Here is a 22,011-nt window from a genome sequence, read left to right on the forward strand (position 1 = left end):
ATTCTCAATAATATATTAAATGTAAGATTTAATTCAAAATATACAAAATAGGTATTTACTTTACGACTTGAGTTAAATCAGTTGTGTTTTATGTTGATGGAACATTATGCCAACGCTATCTCGATTTCCACTTTTGTATACTTTATGTCTTCTGATGTCTTTTTCTGCTATTGCAAACATAGATGATGAATTCGATGATCTCAACGCGTTGCTAAATATGCCATTAGAGTCATTAGCAGATACCAAAGTCGTCACCGCAACCAAAACGTCACTGAGTTTATCTGATGTTCCAGCATCAGTGCATGTAATTACCGCGAAAGAAATTGAACGTTCTAGTGCTCGCTCCATCGCAGATGTATTAGTACTTGCTCCTGGCCTTCATGTCACAAAGTATTCAGATTACGATTGGACTATTTCAGCACGCAGTAAAAACCAAGGCGAAAACAACACACTACTTGTCATGATTGATGGTCGCAGTGTTGTTAACCCCCTCTATTCAGGCGTTAATTGGGATACTCTACCTGTCAGTTTAGATAGTGTTGATCATATTGAAGTCGTATTAGGTCCAGTTGGAACTATGTGGGGCGGGAACGCAGTCAATGGTGTTATAAATATCATCACGAAAGACGCCGAAAGCGCTCCTAAAGCACAAATCAGTGCAGCAGTAGGTAATTATGATTACCGTGAATATAAAGCTCATCACAGCATGCAGCTCAACGAAAAAACACACCTTTCTGGTTATATCGAATTATTAAACCACTCTCCTTTTACCGATGAAGGTGCTCACCTTAAAGAATTACGGGATTTAGACGTACAAACCGAACGCTTTGGATTGCGTGCCGATTATCAGAATCTTCAAAATACAGTATCTCTTCAGTTTGGCGGCATTTGCTCACGCGAAGATTACCAATGGTTAACCTATACTCCTGCATTTTTAGATCCAGCATCACATCAAAGTGATTATGATGCGTTTCTAACGAAAATGAATTCTCAGGAGCTCTTTGCCGGTATTCAATATCTTCATCAAAAATCAGATGGTGATCAATGGGAAAACCAAGCTTGGGTTACCTATAATGATTCAGACAGCACCAATGAACCAGCAAGCTTTACTCGCATAGACTTAGACAGCCGCTATACAGTTAACACTCAAGATTGGGGGATTCTGACTCTTGGTGCAAATGTACGTATTATCGATGAGGAATACGCACAATTCTCAGAACAAGAGCAATATCTATCTCCTTATGTTCGTACCATTGATGAACATGAATTTTTAAATGAAAGCTATAGTTTATATGCAAACTGGACCATAGTTCTTACTGAATCAACAGAAGTAACACTAGGTAATCGTTGGCAACACACTAACATTACTGAAGAGCTTTATTCTCAGCCACAAGCAAGATTATTGCAAAAGTTGACAGACAACCAACGCTTATGGATGGGCTGGGGACGTGCGGTAATAACGCCTTCTCGTTTAGAGTTAGATACTCAATTTCAAGAAAACAGCTATTGCAGTAGTTGTGTATATTTTGTTGATGAGCAGAACAGACCAGTAACAAATCCTGATGGTTCAATTGCTTTATATGATTATATGGCATCATATCACTACCTTGGCAACCGCGACCTAAAATTAGAATCTATCGATACATATGAAATTGGTTACCGCTATTGGCAAGATAACCAATTTCAACTTAATATGAGTTTATTTTATAGTCAACATGATAATGTTCGTGGCTATAAAACACTGGACCCAATTTATCATCCAATACTTCCTGAAGCTTCTGAGGGTAGCTCAGGAACAATTATTAATGAATATATCTCTCAGCTCATCGACCCTCTTTCTCAAGAAACTATGGGGGGGGAATTAAGTGTGCAATGGCAACCAATTAATGTATTGCAAGTTAATGCCAACTACAGCTACAAAACAATTAAAGGGGAGTGCACTGGCTCTATCTGTAACTCAAGTGAGCTACCCATTTTAGACCTTGAAAATACCCCAAATCATTATGCAACACTGCACATGATGTGGGACATCCACCCAACACTTTGGGTTTCTTCAGTTGTTAATTATGTTTCAGCCTCTGAGCCTGATGAAAAACTAGTTGCAGCATACCGAAGCTATGGCGATGATTATCTTGTATGGCCAGAGCTAGTAACTCTTGATATGACAATTCACTGGCAACACAAACCAACATGGCCAAGCTTAAAAATTAGTGCTGAAAATCTAGGTAATGACCAAGTAAAAGAATATTCAGAGCAATTTAACTCTTTTGCTAACGGCACTCAGTACTATGCTGAGTTAAGCTGGAACTTCATATAGCTATGCTCAAAGTAAAAGCACGAGCAAGTTCACAATCTCCGCCACGTTATGGTTTTCCCCATAAAGTGGTGGCGTGCCTGCTCCTTTTACTTACTCTACCAATAAGTAGCTTTTCACTCCAAGCAAGCAATAAAGACATTCAAGATCATGATTTAAAAGCAGTGTATCTCTTTAGATTCGCTTTTTTAACCTCTTGGGGGAACTTTGCTCCCACAAATAAGCAATTCAATTTCTGCTCAGAAGCGTCCTTAGATATCAGTCATACTCTAGAATCTTTAATTAATAAAAAATCGGCTCAAGCTGCTTTTATACCTTACTCAACAATCAATGATATTAAACAACATAACTGCCATATTATTTATCTAAATTCCAATAATCCACTTGAAATTCAAAAGGTTAAAATAGAGCAACCGCACGCTATTTTAGTCGGTGATGGAAAATCCTTCATTTCGTCTGGCGGCATGATTGCCTTTATTAAAATGAATAACCGAATCAAACCTTTAATCAGTTTAGAAAATCTAGCGTCAACTGAACTCTCTTTACGTTCACAGTTACTTTCCGTTTCAGAAATCGCTAGCACTAAGGAAAAACCATGATCCACCATTGGTTCAGTGCGTTACCACTACGCAAAAAAATCATTTATCCTATTTGGACATTGTTAACTCTTAGTACCATCATTTTAGGTGCAAGTGTTGCTCATTTTGTCGGAATTACTCATAGTGCTAATTTATATACTCGAACGTCTATTTTAACTCAAGGGATTGCGAGCAACTTATCAGGCGCACTAATCTTTGGAGATAAACAAACCGGGTTAGATCAAATGGATGCCCTCTCTTTTGATCCTGAGGTCATTGCAGCTTATGTCGAGAATACGGATGAAGAAATATTTGCAAAACTTGATAATTTACCAAGTAACTGCCAATGGATTAATCAAAGTATAAATTGTTACAGCTCTATATTTTTTGCTATTACCCACCCAATCACACTGGATAATGAACATCTAGGTAACCTTACGGTATGGGTATCAAAAGATAAAATGTTTAAGCAACGTAACCAAATTATCACCATTTTCTTATTCACGACCATATTGTTATCGGCGTTCGCGCTATTTTTTGCTCACCGAGTGCATAGACTTATCGCTACTCCTTTATTATCTATCTTTAATTCAATGCAAAGTGTAATAAAAAAAGGGGTAACCAACCAGCGCTTAGAGGTTATACAACTCGATGAGTTAGGCATGGTAACTCGCTGTTTTAATGACATGCTAGATAACCTTAGCCATCGAGATAGCTTATTATCTCAAGCATTCCAGCATTTAGAAGATAAAAACCACTATATAAACCAAGTTCTAGATTCTCTTGAACAAGGGCTATTAGTCGTTCCACCAAATAAAATTATTACTTATTACAATCCAGCAGTTCGTCGATTATTGCCTAATATCACCCATAATATTAAGGATACACTCACAGAGGTTACTCCCCCTCCACTTGAGACGATATTCAATAATTTTGAGCCAGCGAATAAATTGTTAGCACTGCAAGAACACATTGAACAACACAAACGCTTAGAACCAATTATCATTCGTCACCAACTGACGAACCTGTTATATCAGGTCTCAACTTACCCGATTGCGGGAGATAAAAACTCATTGATTCATGTTGAAGACATCAGTGCTCGTTATCTTGCAGAACAGCGTCAACGCATGGCTGAAATGATTTTTGATCAAAACCCAAGCTCTGTCATCGTATTAACTAGAAAACTACAAATAGAGACAAAAAATAACGCATTCATTCGAGTTTTTGGTGATATACATAACCTAGACCAACTTTATTTACGTCAGACTTTTAACCTTACTTTTTCTGTTTTTAGACAACTACTTACTCATGGCTTCTTAAAAATTGATGCAGAAGTATCTAGCTGTGAGCTGTCTAATAACCGGAAAGATACTTCTGCTTGGTTGCCTTGTGTGGTCACAATAAAAACGATTAAGAATAGCGAGAATAAAGTTGAATCATTCATTGTGTCATTCAGCGACCAAACTCAAATATTGGAACTAAAAAGGCTGAGTTTTGAAGCCAATCACGACGCCTTAACAGGATTAGCAAACCGTAAAAATGCATACCAGCACCTAATAAAAACGCACCAACAACAAGAGTCAACTTATCTTCTTTTTATTGATTTAGATGGCTTTAAAGCAGTAAATGATACCTATGGGCACCAATGTGGTGATGAATTATTAAAAATCATCGCTCAACGACTAACACGTAGTGTATGCAAACATGATCTCGTTGCTCGTTTATCAGGAGATGAGTTCTTACTTGGGGTCTATTTATCAAAAGAAACATCCACTCAAGAGCATAATATTCATACTGTGTTACAGCACATTTTAGATACAATCAATCAACCAATAGTAATCAAAAATAACACAGCAAAAGTCTCAGCAAGTATTGGGGTTTATTATTGGGATAAGTACAGTAGAAGTGATTTAGAAAGCGCGTTACAGCAAGCTGATAAAGCGATGTACCGCGCTAAACTATTAGGAAAAAACCGTTATCACCTAAGACAACAAAGTGAATTTATCTATGAGTATTAAACTGTTGGTCTGCATCTCTTTTAAGCATTGATGCATCAAATTCACAGCAGGTATTCCCTTGTTCTTTCTTCGCCTCATACATGGCGATATCTGCAAACTTAATTAACTCTTCTCCTTTGAGACTATCATCGGGGTAAATAGCTACACCAATAGAAGGAGATATCAGCATCGATGTTTCATTAATAATCACTGGGAATTTAAATTGCTCTAATAACTTAGACGTCAGTTTTTTTATCCCTGAATTCTGTGAAATATCTTGCCCGATAACCAAAAACTCATCTCCTCCTAATCGAAATACTTTATCTTTAGAACGGATAGTTTCAGCCAGAAGCTGTGCTGTTTTAATTAAAACTTGATCACCAATATCATGACCTAGAGAATCATTTATCTCTTTAAATTTATTTAAATCTAAGAAATAAACAGCAACTTTAGTGTTTGTTTTCTCACCATGATGAATAGCACATTGTAATTCAGTATTCACCATACTTCGATTTTGTAACCCCGTAAGTTCATCATGATGTGCTTTATAAGCCAACACTTCCGCTTTTTCATGCACTACTTCATTCATTTTAAAGAAAGCAGCGAGAAGATTACCCATTTCATTTTTTTCTACCACATCTGAAATCTCTAATTTTTCGCCTTGTTGCATTTTTTTTGTGCTTGAAAGTAGGAGATTTAAAGGGTCAAATAAATTACGTTTCATAAAGAAAATAGTAGAAATAGCTAGAAAGATTAATAGCACAATCTGCATCTTTATCAGCGTGACTAATTGCGTTCTGTTTTCTTTAAAGTCCCCTTTACGCTTTTCAAGCAATATCATCTCAATGTTGATAAATTGAGTCAAATCAGCTCTTAAGCTATCCATATAATCTTTGCCTCGATCTTCTTTTACCACTTTAAGTGCTTGGGATAAATTGTCGTACTGAGTCAACTCTACTGTCAACGCTAATTCATCAAACTTTAGTTTCATTGACTTATCAATATTATCAAGAGCTGCCTGTTGTTCTGGATTATCTTTGGTTAATAATCTTAACTCTTGAAACATTTTTTGAGCATTGGACATGCCTGTATAATAAGGCTCTAAATAAGTGATTTCTTGTGTTAACAAGTAACCTCTTTGCCCCGTTTCTGCATCTTTCATACTACTAAGTAATTTTTCAGAATCAGTAATCACATTATGGGTATGGATCACCCAGCCAAGCTTCTCATCCCCATAAGATTCCAATTTAAAGGTCAATATAGAACCTACGATGGAAATCGAGAATAAGACCAAAAGAAATAGAGCTAGTTTTAAGCGAACATTCATTATATCAACCCTGATAATAAATATTTAACAATCCATTATTCTGAATACTAGACCCTATCTACAATACTGACAATAAATCTTTTTAATTAATGGCTCAATGTCATTTTTTATAAATAAAGAAGGCAAATATTTCTTTTTACCTTTAAAGACAAAAACGCAAGACGATAATAAGTTATCGTTTTACGATAAATATTTATTGACATTTATTTTCCAGAGCCATATATTCTCACCACAAATAATGATTAGGGAATACCATGAATAACTTAAATAACATTCAATCTTTTAGTTCAAAACTGCTTATTGTCTTTGGATTTGCGCTTGTTGCCTTACCATTAATGGACACTGCCCTTTGGTTTGCCGCAACCCTTTATAACTCACAATCATTCCAAAGTACTTTTCCTATTGAAGTCACTCTTCCACTGTCTTTCACTCGTTCAGCGTTAGGTTATCTGCCAAGCATGCTACCAACGCTATTAACCTGCGCAATCTTATGGCAGTTAATACTTTTATTTCGTTTATACAAGAAAGGGCAAGTGTTTACGCTTGATAACACCATTAGATATCGTAAAATCGCTAACATCTTAATTATGATGCCATTTGTTAAAGTATTATCAGATATACTCCTCAGTATTGCTCTCTCTTATACTGAAGATAATGTAGAAGGTGGGTTTAACATTTCAGACAGTGAAATCAGTATGCTAGTCATTGGCTTAATCGTACGAGTTATCGCGAAAGTAATGGAAGAAGCAAGTCTTATCCGCGAAGAACAAGAACTCACAATCTAGAGACAATATATATGCCTATCGTTGTAAATCTCGATATCATGTTAGCTAAGCGAAAAATGCGTTCAAATCAGTTAGCGCAACTAATTGGTATCACGGAACAGAATTTGTCTGTACTAAAAAATAGCAGAGCAAAGGCAATAAAGTTTTCAACCTTAGAAGCCATTTGCAAACATTTAGAGTGTCAACCTGCAGATATTTTAGAATATCAGGCAGAGGAAGAATAAAACAACCCAACAATAAAACGCCATGATTCACTAAAAAGTGTCTCATGGCGATTGTGATAATGTTTAAGTAAACAAAGAGTCTGAATACTGCTTCACAAAATCAATGAATGTTCTTATTCTCTTAGGCTGGTAACGGTCTCGATGATAAATTGCTGAGAAATCGACACTAGGGATCCCCCATTCTTCAAATACTTGCTCAAGCTTATTATCATCTAGCTCTTGTTGGCAATAAATTAGTGGAACACGAATAATCCCATTGCCCGCTATCGCACCAGAAACCAATACTCGGCCGTTTTTACACTGTAAATTACCTTTCACAGTAACGTCATAATGATCTTTATTTTTAAGAGATTGAAAATGCCATTTTCGCACTGAACCTGTTAAACAATAGTGTTGATTCAACTCTTTGGGGTGCGTTGGTCTTCCATATTGAGCCAAATAAGAGGGACTTGCTAGCGTTCCCATTTCAATATTAAACAGTTTTTTAGCGATAAAACCTGAGTCTTCAAGTGAGCCCATACGAAACGCAATATCAAACTCTTCTTCGATTAAATCAACACGGTTACTGCTGAAATCTAAGCTGACAGATACATCCGGGTATTGCTGCATAAAATCGTTTACTAATTCCGCAAGAAACACCTCACCTAAATAACCACCAACACAGTTTATCTTTATCTCGCCTTGTACTTTTTCTACATCATCGACGGCAGATAACAACGCTTGGTCTATAGTATGAAGGGCTTGTTCACATTGCTGATAAAAATGCTTTCCGGCCTCTGTTAAACGAAGTGTGCGTGTTGTTCGTATTAATAAGGTCACACCCATCTGCTTTTCTAAGCTACTTATTTGACGTGATACGTGCGAACGAGAAACATCTAAGGTTTCAGCCGCTTTAGTAAAGTTGCCTAAACGAGCAATAAGAACAAAAGATCGGATATCGGTAAGGTTAATATGATTAATCATAACTTAGGCACCATAAAGTAAAGACGGCTATTGTTGCAGTACAGCAATAGAGTTTCAAGTAAATGACTATATATCAACAATAAGAGTCGCAGTAATATACCTCCATCGCAACGAAGCAGGGTTCTGCATTCGATTGTTCATTGAATTTATTGAGGAAATAGAAGATGAAAAAATTAGTTGTTATTACAGGTGCAAGTTCTGGTATTGGTGAAGCAATCGCACGTCGTTTAAGCGATGAAGGTCACCCTCTACTACTTCTTGCTCGTCGTGTTGACCGTCTTGAAGCGCTTAACTTGCCAAACTCTCTATCTGTAAAAGTAGACGTTACAGACAAAGCGTCTTTTGATGCAGCAATCGCTCAAGGTGAAGCAAAATTCGGCCCTGTTGATGCACTAATCAACAACGCAGGCGCTATGCTTCTTGGTCAAATCGACACTCAAGACGCACAAGAGTGGAAGACAATGTTTGATGTAAACGTTATTGGCCTTCTAAACGGTATGCAAGCGGTTCTAGCACCTATGATGGAGCGCAACACAGGTACTATTATCAACATCAGTTCTATCGCTGGTAAGAAAACATTCCCAAGCCATGCGGCTTACTGTGGTACTAAGTTTGCGGTTCACGCTATCTCTGAAAACGTACGTGAAGAAGTAGCTTTATCAAACGTTCGCGTAACTACGATTGCACCGGGTGCAGTTGAAACTGAGCTTCTGTCTCATACTACATCTCAAGAAATCAAAGACGGTTACGGCGAGTGGAAAGAAAGCATGGGTGGCGTTCTAGCTGCTGACGATATCGCACGCGCTGTATCTTTTGCTTACCAACAGCCTCAAAACGTTTGTATCCGTGAGATTGCGCTTGCTCCTACTAAGCAGCAGCCATAGTAGGTACTAACTTATTTAGCGAGATCATCATTAAATAATAAGCACAAAAAAGCCAAACTTGGATTGCCCAGTTTGGCTTTTTTATTTCTAGCTAGAAACCATCTTCAATTAACAGCCGTTCATTTGGCTATGATGATTAACGACGGTAGTTACCACCACGGTTTTGAGAACGTGCTTGGTGTGCTGAGGCAGACTTCGCTTGAGAAAGCAAAATAGATTCAACGGTCAATTCCATTGGTTCACGAGGCTCAAGACCGTGAGCAAACGTACGAGAACGTGGAGGCATTTGATATTCAAGATCAGACGCTTTAGGCATACGTTTAAAACGGTACAAATAGAAGTTTTCAACCTTCTCTCTTGCCCACTGTGTTTTCTTTAGATATTTAACACTACTCGCCATTGACGGGTTTGTGTTAAAGCAGTTTAAACGCATTGCGGTATCTAGAATTTCCCATCCGTAATGATCAACCAACTCTTGCAGTAAAATTTCTAACTTAAGACCGTGTAATGGGTTGTTCTGTTGCAGTTCAATTCTTTCTTCTTCAGTCATAACGAATTCCTAAGTTTAACTAACGCGTGAATGATTGTCTTAGAGAGACAATAATATTACCAGTAAATAGGCGGCGGATTATACAGGGTTATCACTCAAAATATAGTATTAACCCGTGAAATATAAGTAACTATCTTTAAGGAGATTATAACGTAAAAAACCAACCACAATAACCCTAAGGCCATTGTGATTAGTGAGTAAAAATAAACTCAAAGACAGTGTTAGTTTATGCGTGGTTTGGTGCTAGCTTAATCTTAAATAAAATCGCGTACATTACCGGTACTACAATCAGTGTCAAAATAGTCGCAAAGCCTAAACCCGCCATGATAGTGATTGCCATTGAGCTAAAGAACACAGTACTCAATAAACCAAACACAACACCAATTATGGATAGAAGAACCGTAAACCAAATCACTAACGGCTTTTTAAACGAGTTAAACAACATTGGAATCTATTTAATCAAAATATGACTGCTAAGTTTCAGTCGCAAAAGAGAATATGCTTTATCCTGCTGAACTTAGTGAATGATTAATTGATATGGAATGTCCATTAGATCAGGAAAATCTTATTGTTATCAATGAATAATGTATATCAATAAAAAGGATGAAAGATCGTCTCTTTTATCCTTTTTTACCCTCCAAATCGTTAATTAAATATAAACTTCTATTAAATATTATTAACTTTAATTAAACCAATGAAGTCGATATCATCCTTTTACTGACGATTTAAGAGGATAAGCTATGTGCGATTTAGATGAAAGTTTCGAAGATTTAGAGATAACCATTACCGAAGATGAAATTAAAATACTTGGTTGGGATGACAAAGAATGGTTCATTGAAAGCATCACTTTTATATCATCAATCATTCTACTGATTTATCTCTATTTCTTCTAACTTAGGCTAATTCAAGGCCATTTCTTATTTTGCAATGCATTCAATCACCTCATTAGATTACATGATGATAAGACTACCAAAAGAGATAGCAGCAACACAAAGTAGAACAATCGATAAACCACATTGAACTCGTGTCACGGTTACATAGCCACTAAAGGATTCGGCAATTGCAAAATCCCTTCCTCCCCATTCCCTGACTTTAAAATTAAAACAAAGGCTAAGAAACAGTAGATGACTCGCTGTAATTATCCGAGCATAAAAAAAATCATCTGCACTAACAGCAATGGAGAACGATGCAACATGACAAATAACTAACGTCATTTTGGGCAAAGTATGGCGATATTCAACTAATAGTAATTGAGTTAACCAGACACCATAAATAACTATTAACTGCCACGGGACACTCTTCCCAAAAATCAAAACCCCTCCACCGTCTAACAATAAGGTTTGCGTACTTCCATTTATCCAAAAACCAATAGCTAATGCCAAAAATACAGAAATACATAACGATAAGTAAGCACGTTTTTTCCATTGAACCAACATGAAACCAGTGGCTTGAAGAATAAAGAAGAACACTAACGCTTTATCAATATACTCAAGGCTAATCCATTGACTGACAGCCAAAAAGCACAACAGGTTAAATCCCGTTTCAAGTAATAAAATACGTTTAATCTCATGTGAATTATCTACAGGTTGAATCAAGGGCCAAAAAAGAACAGGAAGTATTAACGTCAAAACAAAAGCGCCCCAAATAGAGCTTTGGACGAGAAGATAAAACCCACTGCCATAAATGAGGCAAATAAGTAAAAAAAAGACATTAGATAATGGAGAATAAAGAACCGTTTTCACACAACCTCCATGTCCAACAATGAAGCCTTCATTAATACATGTTCCATACATAAATTAGCCGTTTCAATACAACGCTCTAATGTCACTGGTACGCGCCACTTTTGTTTTGGATCATATAAATACTCACCGCTTAAAAAGACGTTAGAATAATTTTCAGCTATTAGTGGTAAATGACTTTTTGACGTTGGTTGTGTTAATGCATGTTGCACAACCCAATAACAACGTTCTCCCTCCTCATTACGGATCGGAGGGCCGAGAAACCAATCAGAGTAGTGAGTTTCGGCTTCATTTTTATTAACTATCTTAGCACCTAAACCAATATTAAACGCTTCATAAGTCGGGTCATCAAGTAAACTCAACTCACCAAATAATTGCGCTAGTAATTCATCTCTAACTTCTTCTTCACTACACTCGAGTACTGGCTGCAAATACATCACACCAATCGCTTTATCCAAATCGGTAGCAGTAACCGATAAACAAACATTACCTTCTTCACTCGTTGTTATGTGATAACTCAATCCCCATGGCGAATCAAGAACAAGCCCTACCGTTTTATCTTTTAATATTTCAGGCATAGAAGAAAAATGAAATTGAAAGCCATGACTAAAGACATAACGATAATCCAACGCTTTACTCGCTTTACCTAGCAATGATTGAGTAACATGAGCAGGCAGTGCCAATACATAAAAATCAGCTTTAACGGGATCGGTATCTTTAAGCTCAACATAATCCACATGTGTTTTTTCATCATTTGAATGCAAAACTCTGAGTTCATTCCCCAAATGAAACTGAACTCCTTTTTCTCGTAAATAATGCGTTAAAGGAGTGATGATGGCATCACCAATCGGTTCTCGAATTCCAAGGCTATAAGCTTGCGGAGCATCTGGGTGAAACTCACCTATTTTATTGTTCAATAAATCAAGAACAGACAACGCAGAAGTATCATCTGTGCAGCCAATCCAACCTAATAAAACCGGCTGTAAAAATGCAGCTAAACTAGGTCTTGTTTGATACTCAAAAAATTCACCAACTGTTTTTTTAAGTAGCTCACTAGGGTCATAATCTCTTTGAATTTGTTTCTTAAACCACAAGATATCAATCAATGAAACTTGAGAATATATCATCGAATACGCAGATTTTGCGTCATCTAATAACTTATCCAATCCTTTAAAATAAAGACGCTGAAATTGCATTGTTTTATTTTTCTTTCCCCAATGAAATTGCACTCTATTTTGAGGATATATAGAATCTAAACAACTACCTGTACTAGAGGGAATTTCTTTCAAAAAATTAATAAGGTTATGATTTTTAGCAAATAACTGGCGATGAGTAAGTTCATAGATCTTTCCATCAATCACTGTGCCTCTACACTTTCCTCCCGTACTCATTTCTTTATCATATACCGTAACTTCAAAACCTTGTTTAACACATTGATGTGCTATCGCTAACCCTGAAATACCCGCACCAAAAACGGCAACTCTAAGCGGTTTTTTTTCTATTTTACATCTATCAGTCATAATCAACTCTTGAATAAAGAGGCCAAATATTTCTATTTGGCCAAACATAAAGCATCTCGTATTAAGAAACTATGAATCCTATAAACTATCGTCTAAGATTTACGTGGTTAGCGACTTCAAGAAGAAACATCTCATGATTTGGTAGCTTATTTAATAGTGGGTTAATATCCAATTCAAACGGGCTATTAGCCAGTGAACGGCACTTAAGTAGATCATCTCCTACTATTTCTATTTTTGGAGTAGTGCCTTCCCAAACCAATTTAGCCGTTAGGTTTAAATCACTAATATTAATTCCACAATCATAAGTTCGAGATTTAAATATTCCATCCTCAATGTTATAACCACCAACAAGAGCCACTGGAAGCTGTGCAGTAGGAAAAACAACTGGAATGAATTCATCTTTTTCTTCTGGCGGTAACTTGTTTTTCGCTACTCGCGTTTGAATATCTCTTACCGTCTCAACAATCCAATTATGAGCCCCCTCACGACCAAAACCTTCATAGAAAGTAGCTACGTTATACGGCGCTGAATAAATATTGACAACAGAGCTTGCTACACCATAAATCTTGCCATTAAAAATAAGTGGGCTTCCACTATCGCCTCTAGTACTACCGTATTTAGTGATAAAACCGCTACTCTCATCTAAAGAATAATCTGGATGAGACGAAGGCAAGGGTGGACTTTCAACACTAATCGTATATTGCGTTTGGCTTATCGGTTCTATTCGATTTTCAAATGACCACTCCAAATACCCACATCTAGCCTCATCTCCTTCTGATCTTGGTTGCGTATAATAACTATTTGAATAATTAGGAGAGTTACGGCACTCAGAAAAGAAAGCTTCAATATAATATGATTTAGAGTTTTCTTTTGCTGCCACTTTTGCTGCTATCGGCATCTTTTTCAATTGACCAGAAGAGTACCCAAGTGGGTACACCTCGGCATCTAATGGAATGCTGTCATATGCAACAGGAAGATATTCAACACCTTCAGGCGTGCTTTCGAGCTCTAAAATAGCGATATCATAGTACTTTCTAGGATCATCAAAGGTGTATAAATGGTTAATTAAATGAGATTTAACAACTTTGGTGCTTTTGCCATTTACTGTGCCATCTTTATTCTTCGAATATAGGAAATGAGCATTTAAATTACTGACACTGCAATGTCCTGCTGTTAGAACTGTATTTGGAGCGATGAGTGCACCACTGCACGTAGTGCCTCCACCTTCCAAATACACCATGTACGATTCATCTTTAGGGTTAACTTCAACCCCGTTATAGACAGCATGAGCTTGAGAGGAGTAAACACCAACAATAGTAACCAATGGCAGCAAATGAGAGGCTATACGATTTTTTTTCATAATAATTCCTTTTGAATATTTAAGAGGTTAGCGACTTAAAGGCGAAAGATTTTTCCCAAGAACAACGCCAAATTAGGCTGTTAATTTTTCTTATATATTTCCCCACCACACTATTGGGAATGATCCCAAACGAGAACTTATATCAATTGATAAATTAACGCAATAAGGCTATGTTCGATTTTTAGCGAAAAACACACGCATAAACCCACCACAGAAACTCATAAAGAAACCATAAAACATAACGTTAAACTAAAATAAAACATTCACAGCGAGAATAAATACATAAGGAATAACATCCGAAAAATTTGCACTTGCTTCCATATTCATTTCAACATCACTGACTAAGTTCTGCTGTTTTCTTGATAAAAACTCATCATATTCTCTTCACTTAATAGTAATGCGTTAAGTCGTACTCCTTTTTACAATGTAATTCTTTTCACGCTTTTTATACCTTCACATCATTTCTAAACATTTTCCCTAATAACTCTAAGCCGCTATCTCATGTGATAGCTTCACTCAACCTTTAATATTTCAAGTGATCCCCCCCAAAAAAACTACTTTCTTCCGAATCAATTCGAAGAGTTAACTACGGGGAAATTTGTTGATTGTCCTTTTTTATTTAAAATCCTAGCGGCTAATAAAGCACTATCAATTAAAGGCACAGATCTCCTTATTATTGGTGGGCATTTATTAGAAAAAGACTCAATTTTAGATTCAAGTTTTAAAGTAATTAAAGCATTTGATAGCAAACCATATACTGTTGATATTTACTTAATTGAACATAGAAGAACACTAACTAGTTCACCTCATCGTTGGTTAAAACTGATGATCAGTGAGTCAATAAAGAAAGGATTTCAAGATAAATAAGAAAAGAAAATCAAGCTGTCGATTAGGGGGGAATTTAGCGGTCAAGTAAAGGAGCTCGTTAGCTCACTAACTGATACTTTCACCGCTGGCAGTGTATTTATATCTCGCTCAGCTACACATTAGGAGCAATAACTAAAACAGCAACAATAGCGGCAATCAGTATACGAGGAATAACAACATCTTTATCAAATTTCATCAAATAACTCCGGTTTATCTATCATTCAAATAAATCTAATTTTTCATTAAAGATGAATGAATTAGACTCTAATCAGGTAATACTATGATGCTTGATAACGAGAAACTATCGGTCACTGACTATTCGATGTATAGTTTTTATCTATGTATTTATTGATACAGTTCACTTAGCCTAGCTTTAATCTGCTCACGTACATATTGATGCGTTTTATTGCTTATATTACGGCGATGATAAATAAGCTTAATTTCATACGGTTGAAGTGGAAAAGGTGACTCCAATACCTTTAGGCCGAGCTCTTGGGCTAAACCAAACATACTTTCAGCCACAATACAGATCGCATCCGTGTGTCTAACACTTAACAATAAATTAGATGGCCCACTCACTTCACGAACGATATTGCGCTCAAATATCTCATCAGGGCGGGTTTCAAATGCGCCCATGTTCTCGTTTTTCAATTTAAGCATGACATGCTCAGCTTGGTTAAATTGCTCTAAACTTAATGAATTTCCCGTAATGCTTGGGTGATCGCATCGACAAGCAAAAGCGATATCCAATTTACCTAAACTCTCACTCACAAAGGTATAGTCCGTCACGGTAATATCATCAATCAAGATATCGACTTCACCCGAGCGAATTTTATCAAGCATTTGGTACTCAACCGCTGGGCTTTCTGTCAGCAACGCATCGTCCATATCAGGCAAAGATTGCAATACGATTTCTGGCGCGCTGATTATCAAACGACGTGGAGATTCCAACGCCACCACCAATTGCTCCATTATCGGACGCACTTGATAGGCTAATGAATGGGCTGCATCGGTTGGCTCTAGAGATCGTCCTATTTTTAGAAATAACGGTTGCCCGTAACTCTCTTCAAATTTTTTAATCGCACTGCTCATTGAAGGCTGGGTAATATCTAAATGATCAGCAGCTTTTGTCACGCTACCAAAGTCATACACTGCAAGAAAATGTTTGATAAAATTTAAATTCATTTCGCTTCCCTACTCTATATCCCTAAAGAAATACCTAACTGAGGTTAATTAAATCGACGTCGAAACTCAGTCGGCGTCATCATTTTTAGCTCTTTAAATTGACGATTAAAGTTAGATATATTTTTAAATCCCGTTTTTTCTGCCACTAATGCGATAGGAAAGTTAGTACTCGCTAACAGCTCACATGCTTTACCAATACGGTATTGCTTTAAATGATCAGAAAAGCTCATTCCATAATGCTTCTCAAACATTCGATAAGCAGAGCTCTCACTCATATGAAGTCGCTTACATAAATCAGAGATCTTAATTGCATCACCATAATACGTTTCTATATAACGAGTTGCTCGCTCAATTCGATGGTTTAATTCTGAATCATCCGAAAGCGGCTTAATTCGATAAGGTGTGGTTGATAGCTTTTTTGCCTTCGTATCATCAGAAAGACTGACTAATATCTCAATCACTTTTATCGCCTGCAAATGACGATCTAGCGTATTGGCGTGTTTTAATAATTCTGACATCTTATGCGCGGTTTCTGGGCTAAACGATAAGCCATAAGCAGAATTATCTAATAACCGCTTTAAGTTTCTCGCTTCAGGGATCAGTGTCATTAAGCGCTCAACCCAATGGTGAGCAAACCAAATAATTAAGGTGTGATGCTTCGATTGCTCTAATTTTACGCTTCGCCCTGCCACCATATGAGGCAAACCCGGCCCATAAAGAAGCAGAGAATTATGATGGATATCGCCAATCGCATCTCCTGCAAAATAACTGCCTTGAAATGCCTCATCAGGATCTAGATACAACACCAATTCATATTCAGAATGATAATGCCAAGAACACGCAAATTCATTGTCTTCTACGCGACAATGAAATTCTCTTACTATCCAATCAAAACTAGGTACATTTTGCACGTGTTCTTTAAATGGTTTCATTCTTGACCTTAACGGTTAATACCACTCTAAATATGTCACTCTCAGGCTAATCGTGTAAGCGCCACCTGTCAAAGAAAGATAACAAAATGACTGAATAGTATTAGAGGTAGCTCGAATAACATCACTCACCTTCCCTATCATTGAGTAGACTACGCCTAAATAAAACGGTTCAACCACATTCTCTTTCGTACACTGGAGCTTCACTATGCCGCAAAACAAGAAGACATTTTTGTTTATTTTTATCGCCTTTATTACCGGACTTTGTAGTGCGTTTTTTTACCCACTATCAAGCTTATTTATTGTAGAGGAGCTGGGCGCATCACCAATGATGTTAAGTCTGTATATGACGCTTGCTGTCAGCAGCTCTGTGATCGTATCTCAGTTCATTGCCAAACGCTCAGACACGCATTGGAACCGTAAAACCATTCTGATTGTCTCTTTAGCAAGTTACTTAATTTTGGTCGCCAGTTTTACTGTTATTCGTGATTATTGGTTAGCGATTACCATGGCCGTAGTGTTTGGTAGCGTCAGTGGCGCTTCTTTTGGTCAACTGTTTGCTCTAGGTCGAGAATATGGTGACAGACACGTCGCCAACAGCACCAGTTTTTTAGCCAAGATGCGTGCAGGCCTTGCCATTGCGTGGGTATTTGGTCCACCTGCGGCATTCATGCTTAAAGCACAATTTAGCTTTAGTGCGGCGTTTGCGGTCTCTGCGATTACGGTCGCTATCGCGATACTCATCATCGCTAAGTTTATTCCTGATAACGTGGTGACAAAAGAAGAACGAACAGCGGCTGTTGTTGAGCATAAACCGTTAGGTCGTATGGTAATTCTTTATTGCTTCATCATTGTGTGTGCGTTTTCTGCCAACAATTTATACATCACCAGTATGCCTCTGTATCTTTCACAAGAACTGCAAGTGGATGTGAGTTGGTTAGGCTTAATGTTTGGTATGGCAGCAGCTTGCGAGATCCCTGTGATGCTTGGGGCAGGTAAAATGGCTGACAAACTAGGCACAACCAGAGTAATGACACTTGGCGTGATATCTGGTGCTATGTTCTTTCTTGTTATGCTTTCAACCACCAGTTTTACAGGAATGCTAATTGCACAAATACTTAATGGATTCTTCATTGGTGTGTGTGCCACTCTTGGCATGGTTGCACTGCAAGATATGATGAAAGACCGATTAGGTACGGCCTCTACTCTGTTCTCAAACATGTTGAACATCAGTGTCTTGGTATCAAGCGTGATGGTGGGTGTTGTGGGTGAGTTATACAACTACTACAGCGCACTGTATTTATGCTTTGTTGGTGCTGTTATCGCTGCTGTGTTGTTGATTGTGTTTGAGATATTAGAGAAGAAGCAGAAGGTAGTGATTGAAGGCCAATGCACGGTGATAAACTCATAGCAACATTAGATAGCAGTGTCGGTTATGGTTACGAACTAACGATTATACCAATGCAACTAATTAGATGATCTATTTTTATTGCAATGAAATACGACATCATTATGTTAATTTATTATCGTAATGATGCCGTATTTTCGCTTGTGATTATGCCGTATTTATTCCTATAGTAACAAGGTTGAGTTATACTTCGAACACGTTAAAAAGTTAGGAGGTTCAAATGACAGCCGTTGATCGTGTTTATCAAAAGATAAAGCGTTCCAGACGCTATGTTTTTGAGCGCAAAGACTTTGATGGTTTTGCTAGCTACGACCAAATTGGTCGAGTACTTAGGCAGTTGGTCAAGCAAGGTGAATTAATAAAGCTTGGTTATGGTTTGTACACTAAAGCAAGAATTAACAGCCTAACAGGCAACCCTATGCCCACTAACCCAGGGGGAAGCGATGCCCTGATGCGCGAGATATTAAAGATGAAAGGGGTCGATTTCGAAATGGATAACCTATCTTTACAAAGTCTATCAGGTGAAAGCACCCAAATCCCATCATCCATTCAATACTCATGGAATCCCAAGCAATTTAATCGCAAATTGGTTGTGGGTAACCGAGTATTAAACTCGCCGAGTTAATACTGAACGCAAGGACGATACAACTCTTGTACGCCATATCTACGACGTTCACTGCATAACACAATCAGAAATTCCCGATAATGTCGTGCTTGCAGAACTATTTAAAATGGTGTTGAAAGAAGATATTGAACGTTTTGGCAACCAACATGCAGAGTTTGTCGCCAATCCAAAACAAGAGTTACAACTAGGTCTTAACGAGCTAGAGAAAAATCCAATTTTTCGCCAACGTTTTAAAGACTTTGTCACGCCAATGGTGTTTAACACCAAACCTCATGATTTTGATACTTGCTTTACCTCATTTAAAGGCATCGCCGAGTCATTAATTAAAACCATTTAAAGAAGCCTATGGAAAAAACCGTATTCTTAACTGACTGGCTCTCAACCACCTGTTTTACAGGCATGCTAATTGCTCAAACATGTTAAACATCAGTGTCTTGGTATCAAGCGTGATGGTGGGTGTGGTGGGTGAGTTATACAACGACTACAGCGCACTGTATTTATGCTTTGTTGGTGCTGTTATAGCTGCTGTGTTGCTGATTATGTTTGAGATATTAGAGAAGAAGCAGAAGGTAATGATTGAAGGCCAATGCGCGGTTGCTGGAGAGGTTTAGGGTTAACGCTATCTTAAGTGTTGGGGTAATAGCTGATTTGCTATTGCCCCTTCTTTCGTTAAGCTTTTTACTCATTCATATCATGTTAATGATCTTTTTCCCGACTAAAAGTTCTCCGTTCTTCTAATACTGTTCTCTGTGAATTCCCATGATGTATCACAGGGGGAAATTCCACTTAGTTTAAATAGATCTATGTCAAATGACATACTAACAAGTATTGTGTTCTATTTAATTTTGTTTAGAATGCATAAAAATTTTATTATAAGAGTATGTAATGGCTAGTAAAATCAACACCATAGAAGAAAGTTCATCAGGTGACTCGATTATTATTCCAAGTGCCTTTCATCAACCAACTTTATTTCCTATTGAGATAGTTGAGACTTATCCAAGTGATCAACAGTCAGCGGATTTACAATCTATTGGGAAAGGTCGTGATGGTAGACACTATGCGATAAAAACAACAAGTGACAATAACGGATTTGTTCCTGCATCTGAATTCTTCTGTTATCAGCTAGCGCGTTTGGTTTCTATACCTACCCCTCCATTTGAAAATCTTAAATTAGCATGCGGTTCTATTGCATTTGGTTCTGTATGGGAAGGAGGTGTAACCTCAGTAAGTACTACCATGGATGTACTGAATATCTTATCAGGTAAGACACCAGTTCAAGATTTACCAATATTTTTAAGTAAAGTTTATGCTTTTGATCTATTTGTTAATAATGAAGATCGCCACTTTGGTAATTATATTTTTCGAGATAGCTTTAAATCAAAAATTGTATTAGCTTTTGATTTCAGTCGTGCATGGAAAGAAACCAATCCGTTCGGTTTTGAATGCCTTGATAAAAGAAGTAAGACTACTATATGTAATCAATACATTCGAGCGAATAAATGCTATGATAAAGACGTCGCAAAGGCTCTATTAGAAGAAATATCTAAAATTCCTACAGAAAGTGTTGAATCAATACTAGACTTGATGCACGATACTTGGATGAGCAAAGAAGACAAAGATATTATCGTAAATTGGTGGGATTCAACAGAATTTCATTTAAGAATAGAGAAACTTATGGGGGTTATATAATGAAAAGCTTTGATTATGCTGTTATTCGCTATATGCCAAACCCTATTAGAGGCGAAATAATTAATATTGGTTTGGTTATTTTTACTGAATCAATCGATATTCGTCTCTTAAAATCAGCGTCTAAGTTAAGAATGTTTGATAACTCATCATCACAAAAAGCTATTTTAGATGTAAAAGAAAGTTTAGAAAGCCTTTATAGCTTTACTTCTAATTTTGATGATTTTTCAAAAATGCTTCTTAACTTCCCTGGAGGGGTTAAACTTTCATCAAAAGCAACGTTCTCAGTTGATCACATATCTCAATATGAGGCTAAAATTGTTGGTTTATTTGAAACTTTAGTTAAGCCTTATTCAACTAGAGAAACAACAATTAAGCATAATACAAGATTAATTACTAATTTAAAGCGTAGGTTTTCTTCTATTGAGTTACTTGCTCAGGATCCATCAGAATTGAGTGAACATAAGATTGTATCTAACTATATGTTAAATGAATCAAATGGACTAACTGCTGATTTCTTACTTAAAAATGGAAAGTTCCATTTAACAGAAGTTATTGATTATGATGTATCAGATACAAATGCAAAATTTAAAGAAACAACAATGAAGCTTATGACTTTTGCTGAGGGTGAGAAAGCATTAGATGGCGATGTAGCTAGCTATTTTGTTTATTCTGCATCTGCACAAAAAGAGCGAGAAGTGATTCAGCAGATCAACTTAGCTGAAAGTTATAGTACAAAAATGTTCAATATCGCATCTAAAGATGATGAGGCACTCTATTTCCAAATAATAGAAAATGCCGTTGGTAGAAGTTTACCTTTAGTCCATTAAATTAAAGCTCGTTAATAACGAACTTTTTTATTAACTACATCAATTTCTAGTAATGCCACAACAGTTAAAATTTGTTGTGGCTCTAGTTCTCTACCAATCGGTAATCTCAGCCTATTTTTTACGATATAAACCCCCTACCAATTATCAACAACTCCTATTTTTGTTCACAATACATTCGTATCGCCAATACCCCCCTTTCCACCAAACTAAAAATGCCAGTCAACTTAACTGACTGGCATT

The 22,011-nt window shown here is 37.0% G+C and carries 19 protein-coding genes and 3 pseudogenes; 13 read left to right on the forward strand and 9 right to left on the reverse strand.

Features of this window, described 5'->3' with window-relative positions:
* The first annotated feature begins 106 nt into the window (after positions 1 to 106).
* The 3 genes from AC2IP4_RS16045 to AC2IP4_RS16055 are packed head-to-tail and all read left to right on the forward strand — an operon-like array spanning position 107 to position 4,910.
* Positions 107 to 2,317, forward strand: coding sequence for a TonB-dependent receptor plug domain-containing protein (locus AC2IP4_RS16045; protein ID WP_486311129.1), 2,211 nt, complete (start codon positions 107 to 109; stop codon positions 2,315 to 2,317).
* Positions 2,318 to 2,319: 2 nt separating this feature from the next.
* Positions 2,320 to 2,913 (forward strand): YfiR family protein, encoded by a 594-nt coding sequence (locus AC2IP4_RS16050; protein WP_375320113.1) that lies wholly within the window; start codon positions 2,320 to 2,322, stop codon positions 2,911 to 2,913.
* Positions 2,910 to 4,910: a diguanylate cyclase domain-containing protein gene (locus AC2IP4_RS16055; RefSeq protein WP_486311130.1), complete on the forward strand. Its 2,001-nt coding sequence runs from the start codon at positions 2,910 to 2,912 to the stop codon at positions 4,908 to 4,910. The genes AC2IP4_RS16050 and AC2IP4_RS16055 overlap by 4 nt, the downstream gene beginning before the upstream one ends.
* Here the strand turns inward: AC2IP4_RS16055 and AC2IP4_RS16060 are convergent.
* Positions 4,894 to 6,216 carry a CHASE3 domain-containing protein gene (locus AC2IP4_RS16060; RefSeq protein ID WP_486307735.1) on the reverse strand — a complete coding sequence of 441 codons (1,323 nt, stop codon included), beginning with the start codon at positions 6,214 to 6,216 and terminating at the stop codon, positions 4,894 to 4,896. The two genes, AC2IP4_RS16055 and AC2IP4_RS16060, sit on opposite strands and share 17 nt — an antisense overlap.
* A gap of 254 nt (positions 6,217 to 6,470) precedes the next feature.
* Here AC2IP4_RS16060 and AC2IP4_RS16065 point away from each other — a divergent pair, with 254 nt between their 5' ends.
* Positions 6,471 to 7,001, forward strand: coding sequence for a DUF2975 domain-containing protein (locus AC2IP4_RS16065; protein WP_375320110.1), 531 nt, complete (start codon positions 6,471 to 6,473; stop codon positions 6,999 to 7,001).
* Positions 7,002 to 7,012: 11 nt separating this feature from the next.
* Entirely contained in the window at positions 7,013 to 7,225 is a 213-nt protein-coding gene (locus AC2IP4_RS16070; protein WP_005421814.1) for a helix-turn-helix domain-containing protein, read from the forward strand.
* Between the two features lie 63 nt (positions 7,226 to 7,288).
* Here AC2IP4_RS16070 and AC2IP4_RS16075 read toward each other — a convergent pair whose 3' ends face one another.
* Complete coding sequence (locus AC2IP4_RS16075; protein WP_375320109.1) at positions 7,289 to 8,188, reverse strand: LysR family transcriptional regulator; 900 nt, start codon at positions 8,186 to 8,188, stop codon at positions 7,289 to 7,291.
* A gap of 164 nt (positions 8,189 to 8,352) precedes the next feature.
* Here AC2IP4_RS16075 and AC2IP4_RS16080 point away from each other — a divergent pair, with 164 nt between their 5' ends.
* Positions 8,353 to 9,072: an SDR family oxidoreductase gene (locus AC2IP4_RS16080; protein ID WP_122032420.1), complete on the forward strand. Its 720-nt coding sequence runs from the start codon at positions 8,353 to 8,355 to the stop codon at positions 9,070 to 9,072.
* Positions 9,073 to 9,208: 136 nt separating this feature from the next.
* Here AC2IP4_RS16080 and AC2IP4_RS16085 read toward each other — a convergent pair whose 3' ends face one another.
* Positions 9,209 to 9,622 carry a VF530 family protein gene (locus tag AC2IP4_RS16085; RefSeq protein WP_045103503.1) on the reverse strand — a complete coding sequence of 138 codons (414 nt, stop codon included), beginning with the start codon at positions 9,620 to 9,622 and terminating at the stop codon, positions 9,209 to 9,211.
* A gap of 226 nt (positions 9,623 to 9,848) precedes the next feature.
* Positions 9,849 to 10,067 (reverse strand): annotated as a pseudogene (locus AC2IP4_RS16090) (hypothetical protein); the annotation flags it as partial.
* Positions 10,068 to 10,362: 295 nt separating this feature from the next.
* Here AC2IP4_RS16090 and AC2IP4_RS16095 point away from each other — a divergent pair.
* The gene (locus tag AC2IP4_RS16095) at positions 10,363 to 10,515 is read left to right on the forward strand and encodes a hypothetical protein (protein ID WP_181044678.1); all 153 of its coding nucleotides are present in this window, start codon (positions 10,363 to 10,365) and stop codon (positions 10,513 to 10,515) included.
* A gap of 57 nt (positions 10,516 to 10,572) precedes the next feature.
* On the opposite strand, the gene AC2IP4_RS16100 is transcribed toward AC2IP4_RS16095, so the two are convergent.
* The 5 genes from AC2IP4_RS16100 to AC2IP4_RS16120 all read right to left on the reverse strand — a co-directional run bounded on the left by AC2IP4_RS16100 (position 10,573) and on the right by AC2IP4_RS16120 (position 17,225).
* Positions 10,573 to 11,364, reverse strand: coding sequence for a hypothetical protein (locus tag AC2IP4_RS16100; protein ID WP_375320108.1), 792 nt, complete (start codon positions 11,362 to 11,364; stop codon positions 10,573 to 10,575).
* Complete coding sequence (locus AC2IP4_RS16105; RefSeq protein ID WP_375320107.1) at positions 11,361 to 12,881, reverse strand: FAD-dependent oxidoreductase; 1,521 nt, start codon at positions 12,879 to 12,881, stop codon at positions 11,361 to 11,363. Before AC2IP4_RS16105 ends, AC2IP4_RS16100 begins: the two co-directional genes overlap by 4 nt.
* Before the next feature lie 85 nt (positions 12,882 to 12,966).
* Positions 12,967 to 14,241: a trypsin-like serine protease gene (locus AC2IP4_RS16110; protein WP_375320106.1), complete on the reverse strand. Its 1,275-nt coding sequence runs from the start codon at positions 14,239 to 14,241 to the stop codon at positions 12,967 to 12,969.
* Positions 14,242 to 15,453: 1,212 nt separating this feature from the next.
* Positions 15,454 to 16,293, reverse strand: coding sequence for a LysR family transcriptional regulator (locus AC2IP4_RS16115; protein WP_486311131.1), 840 nt, complete (start codon positions 16,291 to 16,293; stop codon positions 15,454 to 15,456).
* A gap of 44 nt (positions 16,294 to 16,337) precedes the next feature.
* Complete coding sequence (locus AC2IP4_RS16120) at positions 16,338 to 17,225, reverse strand: helix-turn-helix transcriptional regulator (RefSeq protein ID WP_072055416.1); 888 nt, start codon at positions 17,223 to 17,225, stop codon at positions 16,338 to 16,340.
* Positions 17,226 to 17,430: 205 nt separating this feature from the next.
* Here AC2IP4_RS16120 and AC2IP4_RS16125 point away from each other — a divergent pair, with 205 nt between their 5' ends.
* From AC2IP4_RS16125 to AC2IP4_RS16150, 6 genes and pseudogenes are all read left to right on the forward strand, one after another.
* The gene (locus AC2IP4_RS16125; RefSeq protein ID WP_486307739.1) at positions 17,431 to 18,633 is read left to right on the forward strand and encodes a sugar efflux transporter; all 1,203 of its coding nucleotides are present in this window, start codon (positions 17,431 to 17,433) and stop codon (positions 18,631 to 18,633) included.
* 217 nt (positions 18,634 to 18,850) lie between these two features.
* Positions 18,851 to 19,255 carry a DUF6088 family protein gene (locus AC2IP4_RS16130; protein WP_130046790.1) on the forward strand — a complete coding sequence of 135 codons (405 nt, stop codon included), beginning with the start codon at positions 18,851 to 18,853 and terminating at the stop codon, positions 19,253 to 19,255.
* Positions 19,254 to 19,592, forward strand: a pseudogene (locus AC2IP4_RS16135) (nucleotidyl transferase AbiEii/AbiGii toxin family protein); the annotation flags it as partial. The gene AC2IP4_RS16130 and the pseudogene AC2IP4_RS16135, both read left to right, overlap by 2 nt.
* A gap of 73 nt (positions 19,593 to 19,665) precedes the next feature.
* Positions 19,666 to 19,866, forward strand: a pseudogene (locus AC2IP4_RS16140) (sugar efflux transporter); the annotation flags it as partial.
* Between the two features lie 274 nt (positions 19,867 to 20,140).
* Positions 20,141 to 20,944, forward strand: coding sequence for a HipA family kinase (locus AC2IP4_RS16145; protein ID WP_486311132.1), 804 nt, complete (start codon positions 20,141 to 20,143; stop codon positions 20,942 to 20,944).
* On the forward strand, positions 20,944 to 21,771 hold the full coding sequence (locus tag AC2IP4_RS16150; protein ID WP_486311133.1) for a DUF3037 domain-containing protein: 828 nt from the start codon (positions 20,944 to 20,946) through the stop codon (positions 21,769 to 21,771). The genes AC2IP4_RS16145 and AC2IP4_RS16150 overlap by 1 nt, the downstream gene beginning before the upstream one ends.
* Positions 21,772 to 22,011: the final 240 nt, after the last annotated feature.

Source organism: Aliivibrio thorii (assembly GCF_057368585.1).